This is a genomic window from Mycobacterium sp. NPDC048908 (assembly GCF_043197955.1).
Classification (GTDB): Bacteria; Actinomycetota; Actinomycetes; order Mycobacteriales; family Mycobacteriaceae; genus Mycobacterium.
The window spans coordinates 253,309-270,481 of the sequence record NZ_JBICUE010000002.1; the positions used below are offsets into that span (position 1 = coordinate 253,309).

Below are 17,173 nucleotides of genomic sequence, written 5' to 3' on the forward strand. Positions count from 1 at the left end.
GGTATCCATAGTGCTAGACCGAGTGTATTTACCCATATTTGGGAATGTACCGATCGGTATACTTACGGCCATGACCAGCGAGGCCTCGACGCGCGGCGGGGGTAGGGGAGCGCGGGAGCGTCTGGCGTCTGCCGCCGCCAAGCTGTTCTATCGCAACGGCATCAACGCCACCGGAGTCGAGGCGGTCATCCAACACGCGAACGTGTCGAAAAGGACCCTCTATCAACATTTCTCGAGTAAGACCGAGCTCGTCGAAAACTATTTGCGGGCACTTGACGAGTCGGGCACACCGATGGAGCGCCCACTGGGCCGTTCGGACCTGAGCCCCCGCGAGCGATTGTTGGCCATCTTCGACGTGCCGCCGCTGGAACGATTCCGTGGCTGCCCGTTCCACAACGCCGCGGTCGAGTCGGCGGGCGCGTGGGCCACCATCGACGATTTGGTCCGCGCGCACAAGCGGCGGTTCACCGAGCGGCTGATCGCGGTGGCCGACGAAGCCGGCGCCCGCGACCCCTACGCGCTCGGCAACCAGTTGATGGTCCTGTTCGAAGGCGCGACGGCATTGGCGACGTCGCTCAACGACACCGCCGCGCTGCTGCACGCTCGATCGGCGGCCGCGCAATTGATCGACGACGCCCTTCGGTGAGGTCACCCTCGACCCAAGTGGGCCCCGCCGACGTCGGACGTCCTCACTAGACTCGAACCGTGCTTATCGGTTCGCATGTTCACGGAGATGACCCCTTGGCCGACGCCGCGGCCGACGGTGCGGAAGTGGTGCAGTTCTTCCTCGGCAACCCGCAGAGCTGGAAGAAGCCCAAACCGCGCGAGGACGCCGAAGTCTTGAAGGCATCGAGCATGCCGTTATACGTTCATGCGCCCTACCTGATCAACGTGGCCTCGGCCAACAACCGGGTGCGCATCCCGTCGCGCAAGATCCTGCAGGCCACCTGTGATGCGGCCTCCCAGATCAACGCGACCGCGGTGATCGTGCACGGCGGGCATGCCGACGACAACGACTGGGAGGCGGGCTTCGAGCGCTGGCGCAAGGCGCTGGACTATCTCGAAACGGATGTGCCGGTTTATCTGGAGAACACCGCGGGCGGTGACCATGCGATGGCCAGGCACTTCGATACCATCGCCCGGCTCTGGGACCACATCGGCGACAAGGGCATCGGCTTCTGCCTCGACACCTGCCACGCATGGGCCGCAGGCGAAAAACTCATCGACGCGGTCGAGCGAATCATGAGCATCACCGGCCGAATCGACCTGGTGCACTGCAATGACTCTCGCGACGCCGCCGGTTCGGGCGCCGACCGGCACGCGAACTTCGGCTCCGGACAGATCGATCCTGAGCTGTTGGTCGCAGTCGTCAAGGCCGCCGACGCACCGGTCATCTGCGAAACCGCTGACGAGGGACGCAAGGACGACATCGCGTTTCTGCGCGAACACCTGGACTGATTGTTTCCAAAGGCACGTTTCGGTTACCGAACGGTCACCTAACCTGCGGTGTCGTCTTGGTGAACTACGCTCGATTGAGTGTCGGCAGTCGATGACTCGCCAATTGACTTGGTCCGCCCACAGGAAGCGGACCGTTCGCGCAACCGCCGGCTGACCATCCTCCGCCGCACCGCCGTTGCGGCATGGGCCGTCTTCATCGTCTATCGAACGATCACAACGGGTTTCGCGTTCAACCGCGAACTGGTGCTGCTCTACATCTGCACCGGTCTGCTGGCAGCCAGCATCGGTCAGGGCCGTCGCATGCTGCTGGTCATCCGCGACTGGCTGCCATTCGCGCTGGTGCTCGTCGCGTATGACCTGAGCAGGGGAGCGGCGACGCTGCTCGGACGGCCAACGATGTGGCACTGGCAGGTCGATGCGGATCGCTGGCTGTTCTTCGGGACCGTGCCGACGGTGTGGCTGCAGGAGCGCCTCAAGCAGCCCTTGCCGCCCTGGTGGGAGATCGTGATCAGCACGGTCTACATGTCGTTCTTCATCCTTCCGTACATCGTCGCCGCGGTGCTGTGGCTACGTGACCGCGATGAATGGAAGGCGTTCGTCCGCTTGTTCGTCGGGTTGTCGTTCACGGCGCTGCTGATCTATGCGCTGCTGCCCGCGGCGCCGCCGTGGGCGGCGGCCAGGTGCACCGCATCCGACGTCGACGGCGGGCCGGCAGGGCCCCAGTGCATGTTCCGCCCGGCCCGAGGCGTTCCCGACGGAGGGCTGCTCGGCGCGATGCACACGACGCAGAACGGCGCCAACGATTGGGTCGAGCGAATCGTCGGCCGAGGCTGGGGCAAGCTCAACCTGCAGACGGCCAGCGCGTTGATCGACCAGGGCCAGGCCAGCGTCAACCTGGTGGCGGCGATTCCGTCGCTGCACGCCGGTTTGACCGCCGCGATCGCGGCGTTCCTGTGGACCAGAGTCGCGCGCACGTGGCGTCTACTTCTCGTGGCCTACGTCCTGGTGATGGCGTTCACGCTGGTGTACACCGCCGAGCACTATGTGGTCGACATCCTGCTCGGCTGGCTGCTGGCCGCCGTGGTGGTGGCCCTGCTGCGGTGGTACGAATCGTGGCGAAGACGGTCGGCCGACGGGCCCCCCGCCGATGAGTGTTACAACTCTTGTGCGACTGTCGTGAAACTGTAATATGAAGGCATGCCAGACACGCACGTCGTCACCAACCAGGTCCCGACCCTGGAGAACCACAACCCCGCGACATCACCGGTCCTCACCGAAGCGCTGATCCGCGAGGGCGGCGAGTGGGGCCTCGAGGAAGTCACCGAGCTCGGGGCGCTCTCCGGCAGCACGCAGGCGGTGCGGTGGGGCGAACTGGCCGACCGCAACCAGCCGATCCTGCACACCCATGACGGCTACGGTTACCGCGTCGACGAGGTCGAGTTCGACCCCGCGTACCACGAACTGATGGGGGCGGCGATTCGCCATGGCCTGCACGGTGCGCCGTGGGCCGACGAGCGGCCGGGCGCCCATGTCGTGCGCGCCGCCAAGATGTCGGCGTGGACGCCGGAACCCGGCCACGTATGCCCGATCTCGATGACGTACGCCGTCGTGCCCGCGCTGCGCCACAACCCGGAACTGGCCGCGGTGTACGAACCACTGCTCACCAGTCGCGAATACGACCCCGAGTTGAAGGTGCCCGCCACCAAGGTGGGCATCACCGCGGGCATGTCGATGACCGAGAAGCAGGGCGGATCCGACGTGCGCGCCGGCACCACGCAGGCCACGCCGAATGGCGACGGCAGCTACTCGCTGCGCGGGCACAAGTGGTTCACGTCGGCGCCGATGTGCGACATCTTCCTGGTACTGGCGCAAGCTCCCGGCGGCCTTTCGTGCTTCTTCCTGCCGCGGATCCTGCCCGACGGCAGCCGCAACCGGATGTTCCTGCAGCGGCTCAAGGACAAGCTCGGCAACCACGCAAACGCCTCCAGCGAGGTCGAATACGACGGCGCCACTGCATGGCTCGTCGGCGAGGAGGGCCGCGGCGTGCCGACCATCATCGAGATGGTCAACCTCACCCGACTCGACTGCACGCTGGGCAGCGCCACCAGCATGCGCAGCGGCCTGACCCGCGCCATCCACCACACGCAACATCGAAAGGTGTTCGGCGAGTACCTGATTGACCAGCCGTTGATGCGTAATGTGCTGGCCGACCTCGCGGTAGAGGCGGAGGCCGCGACCATCGTCGCGATGCGGATGGCGGGTGCCACCGACGCCGCGGTGCGAGGCGATCAACGCGAGACGCTGCTGCGTCGCATCGGCCTGGCGGCCAGCAAGTACTGGGTGTGCAAGCGCGCCACCCCGCATGCCGCCGAAGCGATGGAATGCCTCGGCGGAAACGGCTACGTCGAAGAGTCCGGCATGCCGCGCCTGTACCGGGAGGCGCCGTTGATGGGAATCTGGGAGGGCTCCGGCAACGTCAGCGCGCTGGACACGTTGCGCGCCATGGCAACTCGGCCCGAGTGCGTGGACGTGCTGTTCGACGAGCTGGCCAGGACAGCAGGGCAGGATCCGCGCCTGGATGCTCATGCGGCCGCGCTGAAGCCCGCCTTGGCTGATCTCGAGACAATTCAATACCGCGCCCGCAAGATCGCCGAGGACATCAGCCTGGCGCTGCAGGGCTCGCTGCTGGTGCGCCACGGCCACCCCGCCGTCGCGGAGGCGTTTTTGGCCACCCGGATGGGCGGGGCGTGGGGCGGCGCGTTCGGGACCATGCCGACGGGGCTGGATCTCGCGCCGATCCTCGAGCGTGCGATGGTCAAGGGATGATTTCTCTCGGCGAGCAGACGCAAAACTGCCTCTTTTTCGGGATTTTTGGGCAGGTTTGCGTCTGCTCGCGAGGGAAGAGGACCACGCTATGACGCACGCCATCAGGCCGGTCGATTTCGACAACTTGAAGACTATGACCTACGAGGTCACCGATCGGGTTGCGCGCATCACCTTCAACCGGCCCGAGAAGGGCAACGCGATAGTCGCCGACACACCGCTGGAACTGTCGGCGCTCGTCGAACGCGCCGACCTGGACCCCAACGTGCACGTGATCCTGGTTTCCGGTCGCGGCGAAGGCTTTTGCGCGGGATTCGACCTGTCGGCGTACGCCGAGGGCTCGTCGTCGGCGGGCGGCGGCAGCCCGTACAAGGACACCGTGCTTTCCGGTAAGACGCAAGCGATCAACCATCTGCCCGATCAGCCATGGGACCCGATGATCGACTACCAGATGATGAGTCGATTCGTCCGCGGCTTCTCCAGTTTGATGCACGCCGACAAACCCACGGTCGTGAAGATCCACGGTTACTGCGTCGCAGGCGGCACCGACATCGCATTGCACGCCGACCAGGTCATCGCGGCCGCAGACGCCAAGATCGGCTATCCGCCGACACGCGTCTGGGGTGTGCCAGCGGCGGGCATGTGGGCGCATCGTCTCGGCGATCAGCGGGCCAAACGCCTTCTGCTGACCGGTGATAGCATCACCGGCGCGCAGGCCGCCGAATGGGGACTCGCGGTCGAGGCGCCGGATCCGAAACACCTCGACGAGCGCACGGAGCGACTGGTCGAACGCATCGCGGCGGTCCCGATCAACCAGCTCATCATGGTCAAGCTGGCGATGAACTCGGCGCTGTACAACCAGGGCACGGCCAACAGCGCGATGATCTCCACGGTCTTCGACGGCATCGCTCGGCACACGCCCGAGGGACACGCGTTCGTCGCGCAGTCCCGTGCGCACGGATTCAGGGAGGCGGTCCGCCAGCGCGACGAACCGTTCGGCGATCACGGCCGGAAGGCGTCGGGAGTCTAAGGCGATGCCCAGCCTTTCGCGGATGACGGCCCGGTCGGTGGTATTGAGCGTGCTGCTCGGCGCGCACCCGGCCTGGGCTACCGCGAGCGAGCTCATCAGGCTGACAGCTGATTTCGACATCCGCGAGCCGACGGTGCGGGTCGCGTTGACCAGGATGGTGAGCGCCGGTGACCTGGTGCGATCCCAGGATGGTTACCGGTTGTCCGATCGACTGCTGGCGCGCCAACGCCGCCAGGACGACGCGATCAATCCGCGGCCGCGCACCTGGGACGGTACCTGGACCACGCTGGTGATCACCAGCATCGGCATCGACGCCAAAACCCGCGCGACGCTGCGGACCACACTGCAGGACAAGCGGTTTGCCGAACTGCGGGAGGGGGTCTGGCTGCGGCCCAACAATCTGGACATCGAGTTGGGAGCCGAGGTGCTGGACCGGGTGCGGGTGCTGCAGTCTCGCGATGACGCACCCGCCGAGCTTGCCGCCCAGTTGTGGGACCTTCCGCGATGGGTGCGCATCGGCAGGGAGCTGTTGGACGAAATGGCAGGCACCGCGGACATTCCCGGCCGATTCGTCGCTGCGGCCGCCATGGTGCGTCACCTGCTGACGGATCCGGTGCTACCCCAGGAGCTCTTGCCTCAACACTGGCCCGGTCACGCCCTGCGGACGGCCTACATGAATTTCGCCGCCGAACTGGTCGCGCGGCGCGACGGTATCGAATTGATGGAGGCGACGTGACGAGTGGTGCGGCGGGCTCAGGTGGCGTACGGGTCGAACGCAGTGGGCCCGTCACCACGGTGATCATGAACCGGCCGGAGGCGCGTAACGCCGTCAACGGCGCCGCCGCGGCAGAGTTGTACGAGGCGTTCAACGCGTTCGACAGGGACGATTCGGCGTCGGTCGCGGTGCTGTGGGGTGACAACGGAACATTCTGCGCCGGAGCCGATCTCAAGGCGATGGGCACGCCAGAGGCCAACCAGGTGCATCGAACCGGCCCGGGTCCGATGGGTCCGAGCCGGATGGTGCTGTCGAAGCCGGTGATCGCCGCGGTGAGCGGCTACGCCGTCGCGGGCGGGCTCGAGTTGGCGATCTGGTGTGACTTGCGTGTCGTCGAGGAGGACGCCGTCTTCGGCGTGTTCTGCCGGCGGTGGGGCGTGCCACTGATCGACGGGGGAACAGTTCGACTGCCGCGACTGATCGGCCACAGCAGGGCGATGGACATGATCCTCACAGGCCGCGCAGTGGATGCGCAGGAGGCCTTGGTGATGGGTCTCGCCAACCGCGTGGTGCCCAAAGGTGAAGCGCGCCAACGCGCCGAGGAGCTCGCCGCCGAACTCGCCAACTTGCCCCAGCAGTGCATGCGGTCCGACCGGCTGTCGGCATTGAACCAATGGGGTTCCTCAGAAGCAGACGCCATGGATTTCGAATTCGCAAGCATCTCGCGCGTGGCGGCCGAATCCTTAGCCGGCGCAGCACGATTCGCAGATGGCGCCGGACGGCACGGCGCGAAAGCCTAGCCTTATCAGCCTTCTCAGCCCTTGCTGATCTTGTTGTTCGACCCCGTGTCGTTGATCTTCGGGTCGCCGTCGGAGTAGGTGACGATGTTGTTGAGGCCGACGACGGACAACTCCTTGTCGACCTTCTCGAAGGTGATCTTGTTGTCGGCGCCGCCGATGTTCACGTTGGCGCAGGTGCCTTTGACCGTCAGGGTGTTGTTCGAGCCCCCGACGTTCAGCGACTTTCCGTCGGCGCAGTCGAGTTCGCCGGTGGTCCCGAATGACCCGTAGTTGATGGTGTTGCCGATCTCGACCTGCGCGCCCGATGAGCCCGCGGTCGCCGTCGGTGAGGTGGTGTCCTTGCTTTCCGACCCGCAGGCCGTCAGGCCGAATGCGGCCGCGGCGAAAGCGCAACAGGCGATGACGGGCGCGACGCGCATGTCAGGCAGGCACCCGATCGATGCGGTTGACCATGCCCAGTTCCCGGCCGCGGTCCCACACGACCGGATCCCCGCTCTTGTAGAACACTGTCTGCTCGCTGCCGTACACGATCACGTTGTCGACGATGTTGTCGGCGATGACGACGTTCGAGGAACCTTGCATCGTCACCGCCCAGCAGCTGCCGAGTGCGTAGATGGTGTTGGACGTGCCGTTGACGAACAGCGTCGACTGATTGCAGTCGATGGTCTGGTTGATGCCCTGTCCGGTGATGTGCGTGTCGTTCGCTGCTTGGGCCGCTGGCGCGCCGAGGCCGACCGCGACCGGGAACGTCAGCGCACATGCCGCCAGTGACCGACCCACCACCTTCGATGTCATGCACGGAGCCTACGACGGGCGTCGGCGCTCGGGACAGTGGTTCGCATGAGTCGCCTTCGTTGACGCTGCTGGGTAGCGTGATGGCCGATGCGTTGGCGTGCCCGTTATTTTGCCGCGGTCGCCGTTGCCGCGGTCACAGCGGTGGTGGCCGTCGCGGGGTGTTCGCAGACCGTCAACGGAAGCGCGCTTCGGGCGCACGCCGACGTGCCTGATCCCAACCGCAGCTACGGGTATGTCGACGACCGGTGCGGCCTGTTGGTCGACGGTTCCATTCAGCAGACGCTCGGCGCCGACCACATCGTGCGGCCGTACAGCGGAGCGGTCTGCCAGTACGTGCTCGCGCGCGGATCGAGAATCGTCGACGTCACGTTCTCGTGGTACGAGACCGGCACCCTCGACCGCGAACGGGCGCTGGCCTTACAGCGCGGCGCCACCCTCACCGACAAGGTCGTCGAACGGCATCAGGCATTCCTTGCCCGTCGCGACACCGTCGGGGCAGCGTGCTCGGCCACCGCGGCGGCAGGCACCGGGGTGCTCAGTTGGTGGGTCCAGTTCCGCGGCGAACACAGCGGCGACCCGTGCACGGACGCCGAAAAACTGCTCACCGCCACGCTGCAGTCGGACTTGTGATCGTGACCGCTGGAAGGCAGTTCTCGGCGTGCGTTGCCGCGCTAGCCGTCGCGGCGCTGGCGGTCGGTTGCGGTCCGGCGGATCCGCCCGCGGCGTCCGCCCCGCCATCGGCACCGCCGCCCAGCGGTGGGTTCCGCAGCGCGGACTGCAACGGCGTCACCGACGCCGACGTCACCAAGGCCGTCGGCTCCTCGATGTTCACCAAGGCGGTGGTCAGCGATGCCGGATGCTTCTGGCAGGAGAACACCGTGCTCGGCACCTTCGGCCAGGGCATGGGCATTTCGACGTGGTGGTATCGCGGCAGTGACATGGACACCGAGCGGACGCTGGAGCAGCAGGCGGGTCGCACGCTGACCGAGTTGTCCGTCGACGGCAACAAGGGTTTCAAGGCCTACGACGACAACGCCTGCAGTATCTATGTCGCCAAAGGCGGCGATGTCATCACCTGGTCGATCCAGACGATGAATCCGGCGATGCTGCCCGATCTGTGCACGATCACTGGCCAACTCGCCGAGCTCAGTCAAGAGCGCGTCAACTGAACCCCGGGAAACTAGAGGTGTTAGTTTTGCCTGATCAGTTCGACGGAAGGATGGCGGCATGGCGGCTCCGCAGGCAGCGAGCGGCCGACGCCACGCCCGGCTCAGCCGCGACTCGATCGTCAACGCAGCGCTGACGTTCCTCGACCGTGAGGGCTGGGACGCGCTGACCATCAACGCGCTGGCCACCCAGTTGGGCACCAAGGGCCCGTCGCTGTACAACCACGTCCAGAGCCTGGAGGATCTGCGTCGCTCGGTGCGGATGCGGGTGGTCGGCGACATCATCGAGATGCTCAACACCGTCGGCGAGGGTCGGACCCGCGATGATGCGGTGACGGTGATGGCCAGCGCCTACCGCAGCTACGCCCATCACCATCCTGGCCGCTATTCGGCGTTCACCCGGATGCCGCTGGGCGGGGACGATCCGGAGTTCACCGACGCGACGAGGGCGGCCGCCGCCCCGGTCATCTCGGTGCTGGCCTCCTACGGCCTGGACGGCGAGGCGGCGTTCTACGCAGCGCTCGAGTTCTGGTCGGCGATGCACGGGTTCGTGCTACTGGAGATGACCGGCGCGATGAGCGGGATCGACACGGACGCCGTGTTCACCGACATGGTGATGCGGTTGGCGGCAGGCATGGAAAGGCGATGAGCGCTTGCGCGAAGAGCGAAAGGCAACGATGAGCGCTTGCGCGAAGAGCGAAAGGCAACGATGAGCGCTTGCGCGAAGAGCGCTTGTGCGAAGAGGCGCGTAGGGCAGGGGACCTGACCTGCGGTTAGGTGGTCTAGCGGTATTGGTCCGCTTCTCGCGCGAGCGCCCGTCGGCGGTTTGGATGGGCTGCGCCAATCCTGGTATCGTGGACGATCGTGCCTGGCAGATAAGGCGCTTGTCGACGTGAAACTCACAAGCATGCCTGCACGCCGGGCCAATTCGCGTGTCCACGAAGCCTAGAGAAAATCTACGCGGCGGGCGCATGCGACACACCCGATCGCGGGGTACGTGAACGGGACATAACAGCAGTACAGAGACTTAAAGAAGAAGAAGCAACACAGAAAGCCGGTAGATGCCAACCATTCAGCAGCTGGTCCGCAAGGGTCGCCGCGACAAGATCGCCAAGGTCAAGACCGCGGCCCTCAAGGGCAGCCCGCAGCGTCGCGGAGTGTGCACCCGCGTGTACACCACCACCCCGAAGAAGCCGAACTCGGCGCTTCGCAAGGTCGCGCGCGTCAAGCTGACCAGCCAGGTTGAGGTCACCGCCTACATCCCCGGCGAGGGGCACAACCTGCAGGAGCACTCGATGGTGCTGGTGCGCGGCGGTCGTGTGAAGGACCTGCCAGGTGTGCGTTACAAGATCATCCGCGGTTCGCTCGACACCCAGGGTGTGAAGAACCGCAAGCAAGCCCGCAGCCGCTACGGCGCCAAGAAGGAGAAGAGCTGATGCCGCGCAAGGGCCCCGCACCCAAGCGTCCGTTGGTCAACGATCCTGTCTACGGGTCGCAGTTGGTCACCCAACTGGTCAACAAAGTTCTCCTGCAAGGGAAGAAATCGCTGGCCGAACGCATTGTTTATGGTGCGCTCGAACAGGCTCGGGACAAGACCGGCACCGATCCTGTGGTCACGTTGAAGCGCGCTCTCGACAACGTCAAGCCCGCACTCGAGGTCCGCAGCCGCCGCGTCGGCGGTGCGACCTACCAGGTTCCCGTCGAGGTGCGCGCCGACCGTTCCACCACGCTGGCCCTGCGTTGGCTGGTCAGCTTCTCGCGGCAGCGCCGGGAGAAGACCATGGTCGAGCGCCTGGCGAACGAGATCCTCGACGCCAGCAACGGCCTGGGCGCCTCCGTCAAGCGGCGTGAGGACACCCACAAGATGGCCGAGGCAAACCGCGCCTTCGCGCACTACCGCTGGTGATTCAGTCGCCCGCGGCAATGCAGCCGCTGGCGTAAAGACAACAGCAACGATCAAGCGAAAGAGAAGACTTCTGTGGCACAGAAGGACGTGCTTACCGACCTGAGCAAGGTCCGCAACTTCGGCATCATGGCCCACATCGATGCCGGCAAGACCACCACGACCGAGCGCATCCTCTACTACACCGGCATCACGTACAAGATCGGTGAAGTCCACGACGGCGCCGCCACCATGGACTGGATGGAGCAGGAGCAGGAGCGTGGTATCACCATCACCTCCGCTGCGACGACGACGTTCTGGAAAGACAACCAGCTCAACATCATCGACACCCCGGGACACGTGGACTTCACCGTCGAGGTGGAGCGCAACCTGCGCGTGCTCGACGGAGCCGTTGCCGTGTTCGACGGCAAGGAGGGCGTCGAGCCGCAGTCCGAGCAGGTGTGGCGCCAGGCCGACAAGTACGACGTCCCACGCATCTGCTTCGTCAACAAGATGGACAAGATCGGCGCCGACTTCTACTTCTCCGTGCGCACCATGGAGGAACGCCTTGGCGCCAACGCGGTTCCGATCCAGTTGCCGATCGGTGCAGAGGGCGACTTCGAGGGCATCGTTGACCTGGTCGAGATGAACGCCAAGGTGTGGCGGGGCGAGACCAAGCTCGGTGAGACCTACGAGACCATCGAGATCCCGGCCGATCTGCAGGAGCAGGCCGACGAGTACCGCACCAAGCTGCTCGAGACGGTGGCCGAGACCGATGAGGCGCTGCTGGAGAAGTACCTTGGCGGAGAAGAGCTTTCGATCGAGGAGATCAAGGGCGCAATTCGCAAGCTGACGATTGCCAGCGAGATCTATCCCGTGCTGTGCGGCAGCGCATTCAAGAACAAAGGCGTGCAGCCGATGCTCGATGCGGTTGTCGACTACCTGCCGTCGCCGCTGGACGTGCCGGCTGCCACCGGTCATCTGCCGGGCAAGGAGGACGACGAGGTGGTGCGTCACGCCACCACCGACGAGCCGTTCGCGGCGCTGGCGTTCAAGATCGCCACGCACCCGTTCTTCGGCAAGCTGACCTACATCCGGGTGTACTCGGGCACGGTCGATTCCGGCTCGCAGGTCATCAACGCGACCAAGGGCAAGAAGGAGCGGCTCGGCAAGCTGTTCCAGATGCACTCCAACAAGGAGAACCCGGTTGAGAGGGCCTCAGCGGGGCACATCTACGCGGTCATCGGCCTGAAGGACACCACTACCGGTGACACCCTGTCGGATTCGAACCAGCAGGTTGTGCTCGAGTCGATGACCTTCCCGGATCCGGTGATCGAGGTGGCCATCGAGCCCAAGACCAAGAGCGACCAGGAGAAGCTGGGCACCGCGATCCAGAAACTGGCCGAGGAGGACCCGACCTTCAAGGTGCACCTGGACCAGGAGACCGGCCAGACCGTCATCGGCGGCATGGGCGAGCTTCACCTGGACATCCTGGTGGACCGCATGAAGCGCGAATTCAAGGTCGAGGCCAACGTCGGCAAGCCGCAGGTGGCCTACAAGGAAACCATCAAGCGGCCGGTGCAGAACGTTGAGTACACCCACAAGAAGCAGACGGGTGGTTCTGGTCAGTTCGCGAAGGTCATCATCAACCTCGACCCCTTCACCGGCGAGGACGGTGCCACCTACGAGTTCGAGAACAAGGTCACCGGTGGCCGTATCCCGCGCGAGTACATCCCGTCGGTGGATGCCGGTGCGCAGGACGCCATGCAGTACGGCGTGCTCGCCGGCTACCCGCTGGTGAACTTGAAGGTGACACTGCTCGACGGTGCCTACCACGAGGTCGACTCGTCGGAGATGGCGTTCAAGGTCGCCGGCTCGCAGGTCCTGAAAAAGGCTGCGGGACAAGCACAACCGGTGATCCTGGAGCCGATCATGGCCGTCGAGGTGACCACGCCCGAGGACTACATGGGCGATGTGATCGGCGACCTGAACTCCCGCCGTGGTCAGATCCAGGCCATGGAGGAGCGGGCAGGTGCACGCGTCGTCAAGGCGCATGTGCCGCTGTCGGAGATGTTCGGCTACGTCGGAGACCTTCGGTCGAAGACCCAGGGCCGGGCGAACTACTCCATGGTGTTCGACTCGTACGCCGAAGTTCCAGCGAACGTGTCGAAGGAGATCATCGCAAAGGCGACAGGTCAGTAATCTGACCCGTCGTCACCGCGGCGAACCACAACTGCAAAGATCAACACTGCTTTACAACAAGCACCAACACAGTCCAGGAGGACAACACAGTGGCGAAGGCGAAGTTCGAGCGGACGAAGCCGCACGTCAACATCGGGACCATTGGTCACGTTGACCACGGCAAGACGACGCTGACCGCAGCAATCACCAAGGTTCTGCACGACAAGTACCCGGAGTTGAACGAGTCGCGCGCATTCGACCAGATCGACAATGCGCCTGAGGAGCGTCAGCGCGGCATCACGATCAATATCTCCCACGTGGAGTACCAGACCGAGAAGCGTCACTACGCGCACGTCGACGCCCCCGGTCACGCCGACTACATCAAGAACATGATCACCGGTGCCGCCCAGATGGACGGCGCCATCCTGGTGGTTGCCGCGACCGATGGCCCGATGCCGCAGACCCGCGAGCACGTGCTGCTGGCTCGCCAGGTCGGTGTGCCCTACATCCTGGTCGCCCTGAACAAGGCCGACGCGGTCGACGACGAGGAGCTCATCGAGCTCGTCGAGATGGAGGTCCGCGAGCTGCTGGCCGCCCAGGAGTTCGACGAGGAGGCTCCGGTCATCCGCGTTTCGGCGCTCAAGGCGCTCGAGGGTGACGAGAAGTGGGTCAAGTCCGTCGAGGAGCTGATGGACGCCGTCGACGAGTCGATCCCGGACCCGGTTCGCGAGACCGACAAGCCGTTCCTGATGCCCGTCGAGGATGTCTTCACGATCACCGGCCGCGGCACCGTGGTCACCGGTCGTGTCGAGCGCGGCGTGATCAACGTGAACGAGGAAGTCGAGATCGTCGGCATCCGCCCCGACACCACCAAGACCACGGTCACCGGTGTCGAGATGTTCCGCAAGCTGCTCGACCAGGGTCAGGCCGGTGACAACGTCGGTCTGCTGCTGCGCGGTATCAAGCGTGAGGACGTCGAGCGCGGCCAGGTCGTCGTGAAGCCCGGCACCACCACGCCGCACACCGACTTCGAGGGTCAGGTCTACATCCTGTCCAAGGACGAGGGTGGCCGGCACACGCCGTTCTTCAACAACTACCGTCCGCAGTTCTACTTCCGCACCACCGACGTGACGGGTGTGGTGACACTGCCGGAGGGCACCGAGATGGTGATGCCCGGTGACAACACCGACATCTCCGTCAAGCTGATCCAGCCCGTCGCCATGGACGAGGGCCTGCGCTTCGCGATCCGCGAGGGCGGCCGTACCGTCGGCGCCGGCCGGGTCACGAAGATCATCAAGTGATCTGAGATTCTGCTGCGAAGCGGCGCTCACCTTCGGGTGGGCGCCGCTTTCGTATGCGCACATGCTGACCGCCGGAGACGGGTGCGCCACCTTACTGGACATCGTGAGTTAACAACTGAGCCTCGGCGTGGCCACGGTCGTCAACGCCGCTCCGGCACTCGCAGGAGCAGCGGTCGGTGGCAGCGGCGTGAGCACGGCCGTAGAAGCGGGTGTCCCGATCGGTGGGTTGGCGGTCGGAGGCGCGGCGGTCAATCCGGCCGTCGGCGTCAATCCGGCGCTTGGTGGCATCGGAGGCCTCGGTGCCGCTCTCGGTGGTCCGAACCTCAACGGAGCGACCGCAGGTGGGTCGGCGATTCCGGTCGCGGTCGGTGGCATAGCGACCGAGGTGGCGGCGGCCGTCGACGCGGCCAACCTGGGGCCGACGGGCAACGTCGCTGCGGGCGGCCCGAATTCCGCCGGCGGCGGCACCACTGGAACGGCCACTGGCGGTGGGGCGACGACCGACCAGGACGGCGGCAATGCGAGCGCCCTCGGCGGCGCAGGCGGCGACGCCAGAAGCGGCAGTGTCACCAGCGGCAGGTCCACCGGTAGCGCCACCAGCGGGCGCGCAACCGGCGGCACGGCCATCGGTGGCAATGCCACCACCAGCGTGTCAGGCGTCGGATCCGGCAATCTGTCGAACAACCACTTGAGCACGAACACCTCGAGCGGCAACGGCAACTCCGGCAGCACCAGCACCGGCGGGACCAACGACGGCAGCAGCAACAGCGGCGGGGAGCCGACAAGAAAGGGATCCATAGTCCGCGCTGGGCCGTCGACCGTACCGTCGGCGGCCCACCGCCCCATCTGGGGGCGTGTAACGAACGCGGCGAACGAGGCGATGAATTGCGCGTAGGCCCTGGCAGGGGCCGAGAAGGGTTGGGGTTCATGTTTCGTCGTGTCACGACTGTTGCCTGCGCCACCGCGGTCGCCGGTGCTGCGTTCGTCGGTCTGTCGACTGCCGCCGCCTCCGCGGATCCCGCGTGCCCCGACGTGCACTGGATCGGCGCCGCCGGATCCGGCGAACGCACGGGTACCGACCTGACCACCTACAACGGCATGGGCAGAGTGGTCAACGAATCGCTCAATGACCTGTCGACGCGACTCCAACACGACGGCCGGACCATGACCGCTGAGGCGGTCGATTATCCGGCGGTGCCGGTGCCCGACGAGAACGGTGGCGTCGGTGCCTGGCTCGGCTTCATGGGCAGTGTCGACACTGGCGCGAAGGCGCTCGGCGACCAGTACGCGAGTTTCGTCGCGCAGTGCCCAGCCTCGAAAGTCGTGCTGGCCGGCTACTCGCAGGGCGCGATGGTCGTCCACCGGAACCTGCAGGCGCTGACCGCAAGCCCGAACTTGGCAGCGGTGCTGCTGATCGCCGACGGCGACCGCCGACCGGACGACCCGACCCTCAACTTGGGCACCGCCAGCGGCATCCCGGAGCGCGGCAAGGGTGTCGCGCAGGATTGGCCGATTCTCGCGCATGCACCCGCACCGCTGGCACCAGAAATCGGCGCCCGCACCATCAGCGTCTGCAATTTGAACGACGCGGTCTGCGACTACACCGAAGACGCCGACGACTCGGCACCGGCATACGCCCGGCGGGTCGCGGTGCACACCAGCTATGGAGTCGGTCAGACCCAGGACCTGCCGTGGACCGGTCCGCTGTACTTCCTGCTCGGGCCTGCCCCTCAACCGGCGACTTCTGTTGTCCCGGATACTCGCGCGGTCAACAACACCACCACCCCGGCGGGCAGCAACAGCGCCGCGAGTACCACCACGATGGCGTCGACGGCGCCTGCTGGCGACATCCCTGCGCGCTGAAGCATTTCGAGCACCGTTCCTGACACCGCGACGCCGACTCCGCCAGCGTCACCAAAGCGGTGAGCGTCACGCCTGCGGCCTCACCCGCGCGCTCAGGTCGCACGACCGCCTGGGTTGCGACCGCCGCGAACGCATAGGCCAGTCAACGTCACGGCCGCGGCAACCGTCGTCACGCCCATCACGACTACCGGTGGCCTGTTCGCAGCGAGCCGCCCGGCCAGCACACCGCCCAGCGCGGCTCACACAGACGGCCCGAGGAACGCGAAACCCGCGGTCAGCGGATCGAGTCCGCGCATCTGTTGCAGATACATCGTTGACAAGAAGATCGTCACGCCGTAGGCGATGTTGGCCACGGTGCCCGCGACGACAAGGGTGGTGAACCGCGCAGTGCGCATGAGCGACAGATCGACCAGTGGCCACCGAACCCGGGTCTCGACGACAACGAACACGACCAGCGCCGCAACAGCACAACCGAAGGCCACGATCGTCGACGCCGACAGCCAACCCCACGTCGGAGCTCCGATCAAATGTCAACGTGAACAAGCCGATTCCGACGGTGATGAGCGCCAACCCGGCAAGATCGATACGACGCGGCGCCGCCTCGTCGAAGGATTCGGTGATCGAACGCGAGCCGATCGCCAGCACAACGAAACTCAGCGGCACATTCAGCCAGAAAATCCACCGCCAGCCGGCCGTCTCGGTGAGCAGCCCACCGATCAGCGGACCCGCCGCAGGCCCAAACCCGCTATGCCATAAGCCAACCCGATCGCGTGGCTGGCGCGCGCCGACGGGAAGGCGTTCGTCAGCACGCTCACAGACACCGGAAATATCAGCGCCGCGCCGATTCCCTGCAGCGCGCGGAACGCGATCACCAGCGTCGCGGTGGCGGCCGAAGATGTCGCCGATCCGGCCTGCGGGTACCATGAACGCGCCAAGGGCCAGCATGTAAACGCTGATCACCCATTGCAGATCCGATGCGGTGGTGTTGAGGTCGAGCGCCATTCGCGGCAACGCAAGATTCATGGTGAAGTAATCGATTTGCACGCAGAAGAGCGCCATCGACACCGCCGCGAGGATCCACCGGTAACGCACAGGTGCTTCCGTCGCGGTCACGGCCCGACGATACGGCTCGCAACGACCCGAATGGCGCTAATCTGAC

Annotated in this window: 20 protein-coding genes and 1 pseudogene; 16 read left to right on the top strand and 5 right to left on the bottom strand. The window is 65.5% G+C overall.

The window, feature by feature from the left end:
• Positions 1-70 precede the first annotated feature (70 nt).
• From ACGFK1_RS05710 to ACGFK1_RS05740, 7 genes are all read left to right on the top strand, one after another.
• Complete coding sequence (locus ACGFK1_RS05710) at positions 71-646, top strand: TetR/AcrR family transcriptional regulator (protein WP_393426935.1); 576 nt, start codon at positions 71-73, stop codon at positions 644-646.
• Positions 647-705: 59 nt separating this feature from the next.
• Entirely contained in the window at positions 706-1,458 is a 753-nt protein-coding gene (locus ACGFK1_RS05715; RefSeq protein WP_393426938.1) for a deoxyribonuclease IV, read from the top strand.
• A gap of 78 nt (positions 1,459-1,536) precedes the next feature.
• Positions 1,537-2,646, top strand: a complete 1,110-nt coding sequence (locus ACGFK1_RS05720; protein WP_393426941.1) for a phosphatase PAP2 family protein — start codon at positions 1,537-1,539, stop codon at positions 2,644-2,646.
• A gap of 9 nt (positions 2,647-2,655) precedes the next feature.
• A complete protein-coding gene (locus tag ACGFK1_RS05725) occupies positions 2,656-4,284 on the top strand; it encodes an acyl-CoA dehydrogenase family protein (RefSeq protein WP_393426944.1) in 1,629 nt (542 codons plus the stop codon).
• Between the two features lie 88 nt (positions 4,285-4,372).
• Complete coding sequence (locus ACGFK1_RS05730) at positions 4,373-5,311, top strand: crotonase/enoyl-CoA hydratase family protein (protein WP_393426947.1); 939 nt, start codon at positions 4,373-4,375, stop codon at positions 5,309-5,311.
• Positions 5,312-5,315: 4 nt separating this feature from the next.
• On the top strand, positions 5,316-6,047 hold the full coding sequence (locus tag ACGFK1_RS05735) for a PaaX family transcriptional regulator C-terminal domain-containing protein (protein ID WP_393426949.1): 732 nt from the start codon (positions 5,316-5,318) through the stop codon (positions 6,045-6,047).
• Positions 6,044-6,826, top strand: a complete 783-nt coding sequence (locus ACGFK1_RS05740; protein WP_393426952.1) for a crotonase/enoyl-CoA hydratase family protein — start codon at positions 6,044-6,046, stop codon at positions 6,824-6,826. Before ACGFK1_RS05735 ends, ACGFK1_RS05740 begins: the two co-directional genes overlap by 4 nt.
• Positions 6,827-6,840: 14 nt before the next feature.
• Here the strand turns inward: ACGFK1_RS05740 and ACGFK1_RS05745 are convergent, their stop codons facing one another.
• Both ACGFK1_RS05745 and ACGFK1_RS05750 read right to left on the bottom strand, forming a co-directional pair.
• On the bottom strand, positions 6,841-7,245 hold the full coding sequence (locus ACGFK1_RS05745) for a DUF3060 domain-containing protein (protein WP_393426955.1): 405 nt from the start codon (positions 7,243-7,245) through the stop codon (positions 6,841-6,843).
• Position 7,246: 1 nt separating this feature from the next.
• Complete coding sequence (locus ACGFK1_RS05750) at positions 7,247-7,621, bottom strand: DUF3060 domain-containing protein (protein ID WP_393426957.1); 375 nt, start codon at positions 7,619-7,621, stop codon at positions 7,247-7,249.
• A gap of 87 nt (positions 7,622-7,708) precedes the next feature.
• Here ACGFK1_RS05750 and ACGFK1_RS05755 point away from each other — a divergent pair, with 87 nt between their 5' ends.
• The 9 genes from ACGFK1_RS05755 to ACGFK1_RS05795 all read left to right on the top strand — a co-directional run bounded on the left by ACGFK1_RS05755 (position 7,709) and on the right by ACGFK1_RS05795 (position 16,014).
• The gene (locus ACGFK1_RS05755) at positions 7,709-8,251 is read left to right on the top strand and encodes a DUF3558 domain-containing protein (protein ID WP_393426960.1); all 543 of its coding nucleotides are present in this window, start codon (positions 7,709-7,711) and stop codon (positions 8,249-8,251) included.
• 2 nt (positions 8,252-8,253) lie between these two features.
• Entirely contained in the window at positions 8,254-8,790 is a 537-nt protein-coding gene (locus ACGFK1_RS05760; protein WP_393426963.1) for a DUF3558 domain-containing protein, read from the top strand.
• 58 nt (positions 8,791-8,848) lie between these two features.
• Entirely contained in the window at positions 8,849-9,436 is a 588-nt protein-coding gene (locus tag ACGFK1_RS05765; protein ID WP_393426966.1) for a TetR/AcrR family transcriptional regulator, read from the top strand.
• Between the two features lie 412 nt (positions 9,437-9,848).
• A complete protein-coding gene (gene rpsL, locus ACGFK1_RS05770) occupies positions 9,849-10,223 on the top strand; it encodes a 30S ribosomal protein S12 (RefSeq protein WP_007167812.1) in 375 nt (124 codons plus the stop codon).
• Positions 10,223-10,693, top strand: coding sequence for a 30S ribosomal protein S7 (rpsG, locus tag ACGFK1_RS05775; RefSeq protein ID WP_066986953.1), 471 nt, complete (start codon positions 10,223-10,225; stop codon positions 10,691-10,693). Before rpsL ends, rpsG begins: the two co-directional genes overlap by 1 nt.
• Before the next feature lie 72 nt (positions 10,694-10,765).
• Positions 10,766-12,871, top strand: a complete 2,106-nt coding sequence (fusA, locus tag ACGFK1_RS05780) for an elongation factor G (RefSeq protein ID WP_393426976.1) — start codon at positions 10,766-10,768, stop codon at positions 12,869-12,871.
• 89 nt (positions 12,872-12,960) lie between these two features.
• A complete protein-coding gene (gene tuf / locus ACGFK1_RS05785; protein WP_393426979.1) occupies positions 12,961-14,151 on the top strand; it encodes an elongation factor Tu in 1,191 nt (396 codons plus the stop codon).
• A 127-nt stretch (positions 14,152-14,278) separates the two neighbouring features.
• Positions 14,279-15,046 (top strand): hypothetical protein, encoded by a 768-nt coding sequence (locus ACGFK1_RS05790; protein ID WP_393426982.1) that lies wholly within the window; start codon positions 14,279-14,281, stop codon positions 15,044-15,046.
• Positions 15,047-15,078: 32 nt separating this feature from the next.
• Entirely contained in the window at positions 15,079-16,014 is a 936-nt protein-coding gene (locus tag ACGFK1_RS05795; RefSeq protein ID WP_393426985.1) for a cutinase family protein, read from the top strand.
• A gap of 239 nt (positions 16,015-16,253) precedes the next feature.
• Here the strand turns inward: ACGFK1_RS05795 and ACGFK1_RS05800 are convergent, their stop codons facing one another.
• The 3 genes and pseudogenes from ACGFK1_RS05800 to ACGFK1_RS05810 all read right to left on the bottom strand — a co-directional run.
• Entirely contained in the window at positions 16,254-16,541 is a 288-nt protein-coding gene (locus ACGFK1_RS05800; RefSeq protein ID WP_393427899.1) for a hypothetical protein, read from the bottom strand.
• Positions 16,542-16,730: 189 nt separating this feature from the next.
• Positions 16,731-16,949 (bottom strand): hypothetical protein, encoded by a 219-nt coding sequence (locus tag ACGFK1_RS05805; RefSeq protein WP_393427900.1) that lies wholly within the window; start codon positions 16,947-16,949, stop codon positions 16,731-16,733.
• A 4-nt stretch (positions 16,950-16,953) separates the two neighbouring features.
• Positions 16,954-17,073 (bottom strand): annotated as a pseudogene (locus tag ACGFK1_RS05810) (hypothetical protein); the annotation flags it as partial.
• Positions 17,074-17,173 lie beyond the last annotated feature (100 nt).

Excerpts from the sequence above, each read along its gene's own strand:
- ACGFK1_RS05710 (WP_393426935.1), top strand. The coding sequence starts at position 71 with ATGACCAGCGAGGCCTCGACGCGCGGCGGGGGTAGGGGAGCGCGGGAG.
- ACGFK1_RS05725 (WP_393426944.1), top strand. The coding sequence starts at position 2,656 with ATGCCAGACACGCACGTCGTCACCAACCAGGTCCCGACCCTGGAGAAC.
- ACGFK1_RS05730 (WP_393426947.1), top strand. The coding sequence starts at position 4,373 with ATGACGCACGCCATCAGGCCGGTCGATTTCGACAACTTGAAGACTATG.
- ACGFK1_RS05735 (WP_393426949.1), top strand. The coding sequence starts at position 5,316 with ATGCCCAGCCTTTCGCGGATGACGGCCCGGTCGGTGGTATTGAGCGTG.
- ACGFK1_RS05745 (WP_393426955.1), bottom strand. The coding sequence starts at position 7,245 with ATGCGCGTCGCGCCCGTCATCGCCTGTTGCGCTTTCGCCGCGGCCGCA.
- ACGFK1_RS05750 (WP_393426957.1), bottom strand. The coding sequence starts at position 7,621 with ATGACATCGAAGGTGGTGGGTCGGTCACTGGCGGCATGTGCGCTGACG.
- ACGFK1_RS05755 (WP_393426960.1), top strand. The coding sequence starts at position 7,709 with ATGCGTTGGCGTGCCCGTTATTTTGCCGCGGTCGCCGTTGCCGCGGTC.
- ACGFK1_RS05765 (WP_393426966.1), top strand. The coding sequence starts at position 8,849 with ATGGCGGCTCCGCAGGCAGCGAGCGGCCGACGCCACGCCCGGCTCAGC.
- rpsL (WP_007167812.1), top strand. The coding sequence starts at position 9,849 with ATGCCAACCATTCAGCAGCTGGTCCGCAAGGGTCGCCGCGACAAGATC.
- rpsG (WP_066986953.1), top strand. The coding sequence starts at position 10,223 with ATGCCGCGCAAGGGCCCCGCACCCAAGCGTCCGTTGGTCAACGATCCT.
- ACGFK1_RS05795 (WP_393426985.1), top strand. The coding sequence starts at position 15,079 with ATGTTTCGTCGTGTCACGACTGTTGCCTGCGCCACCGCGGTCGCCGGT.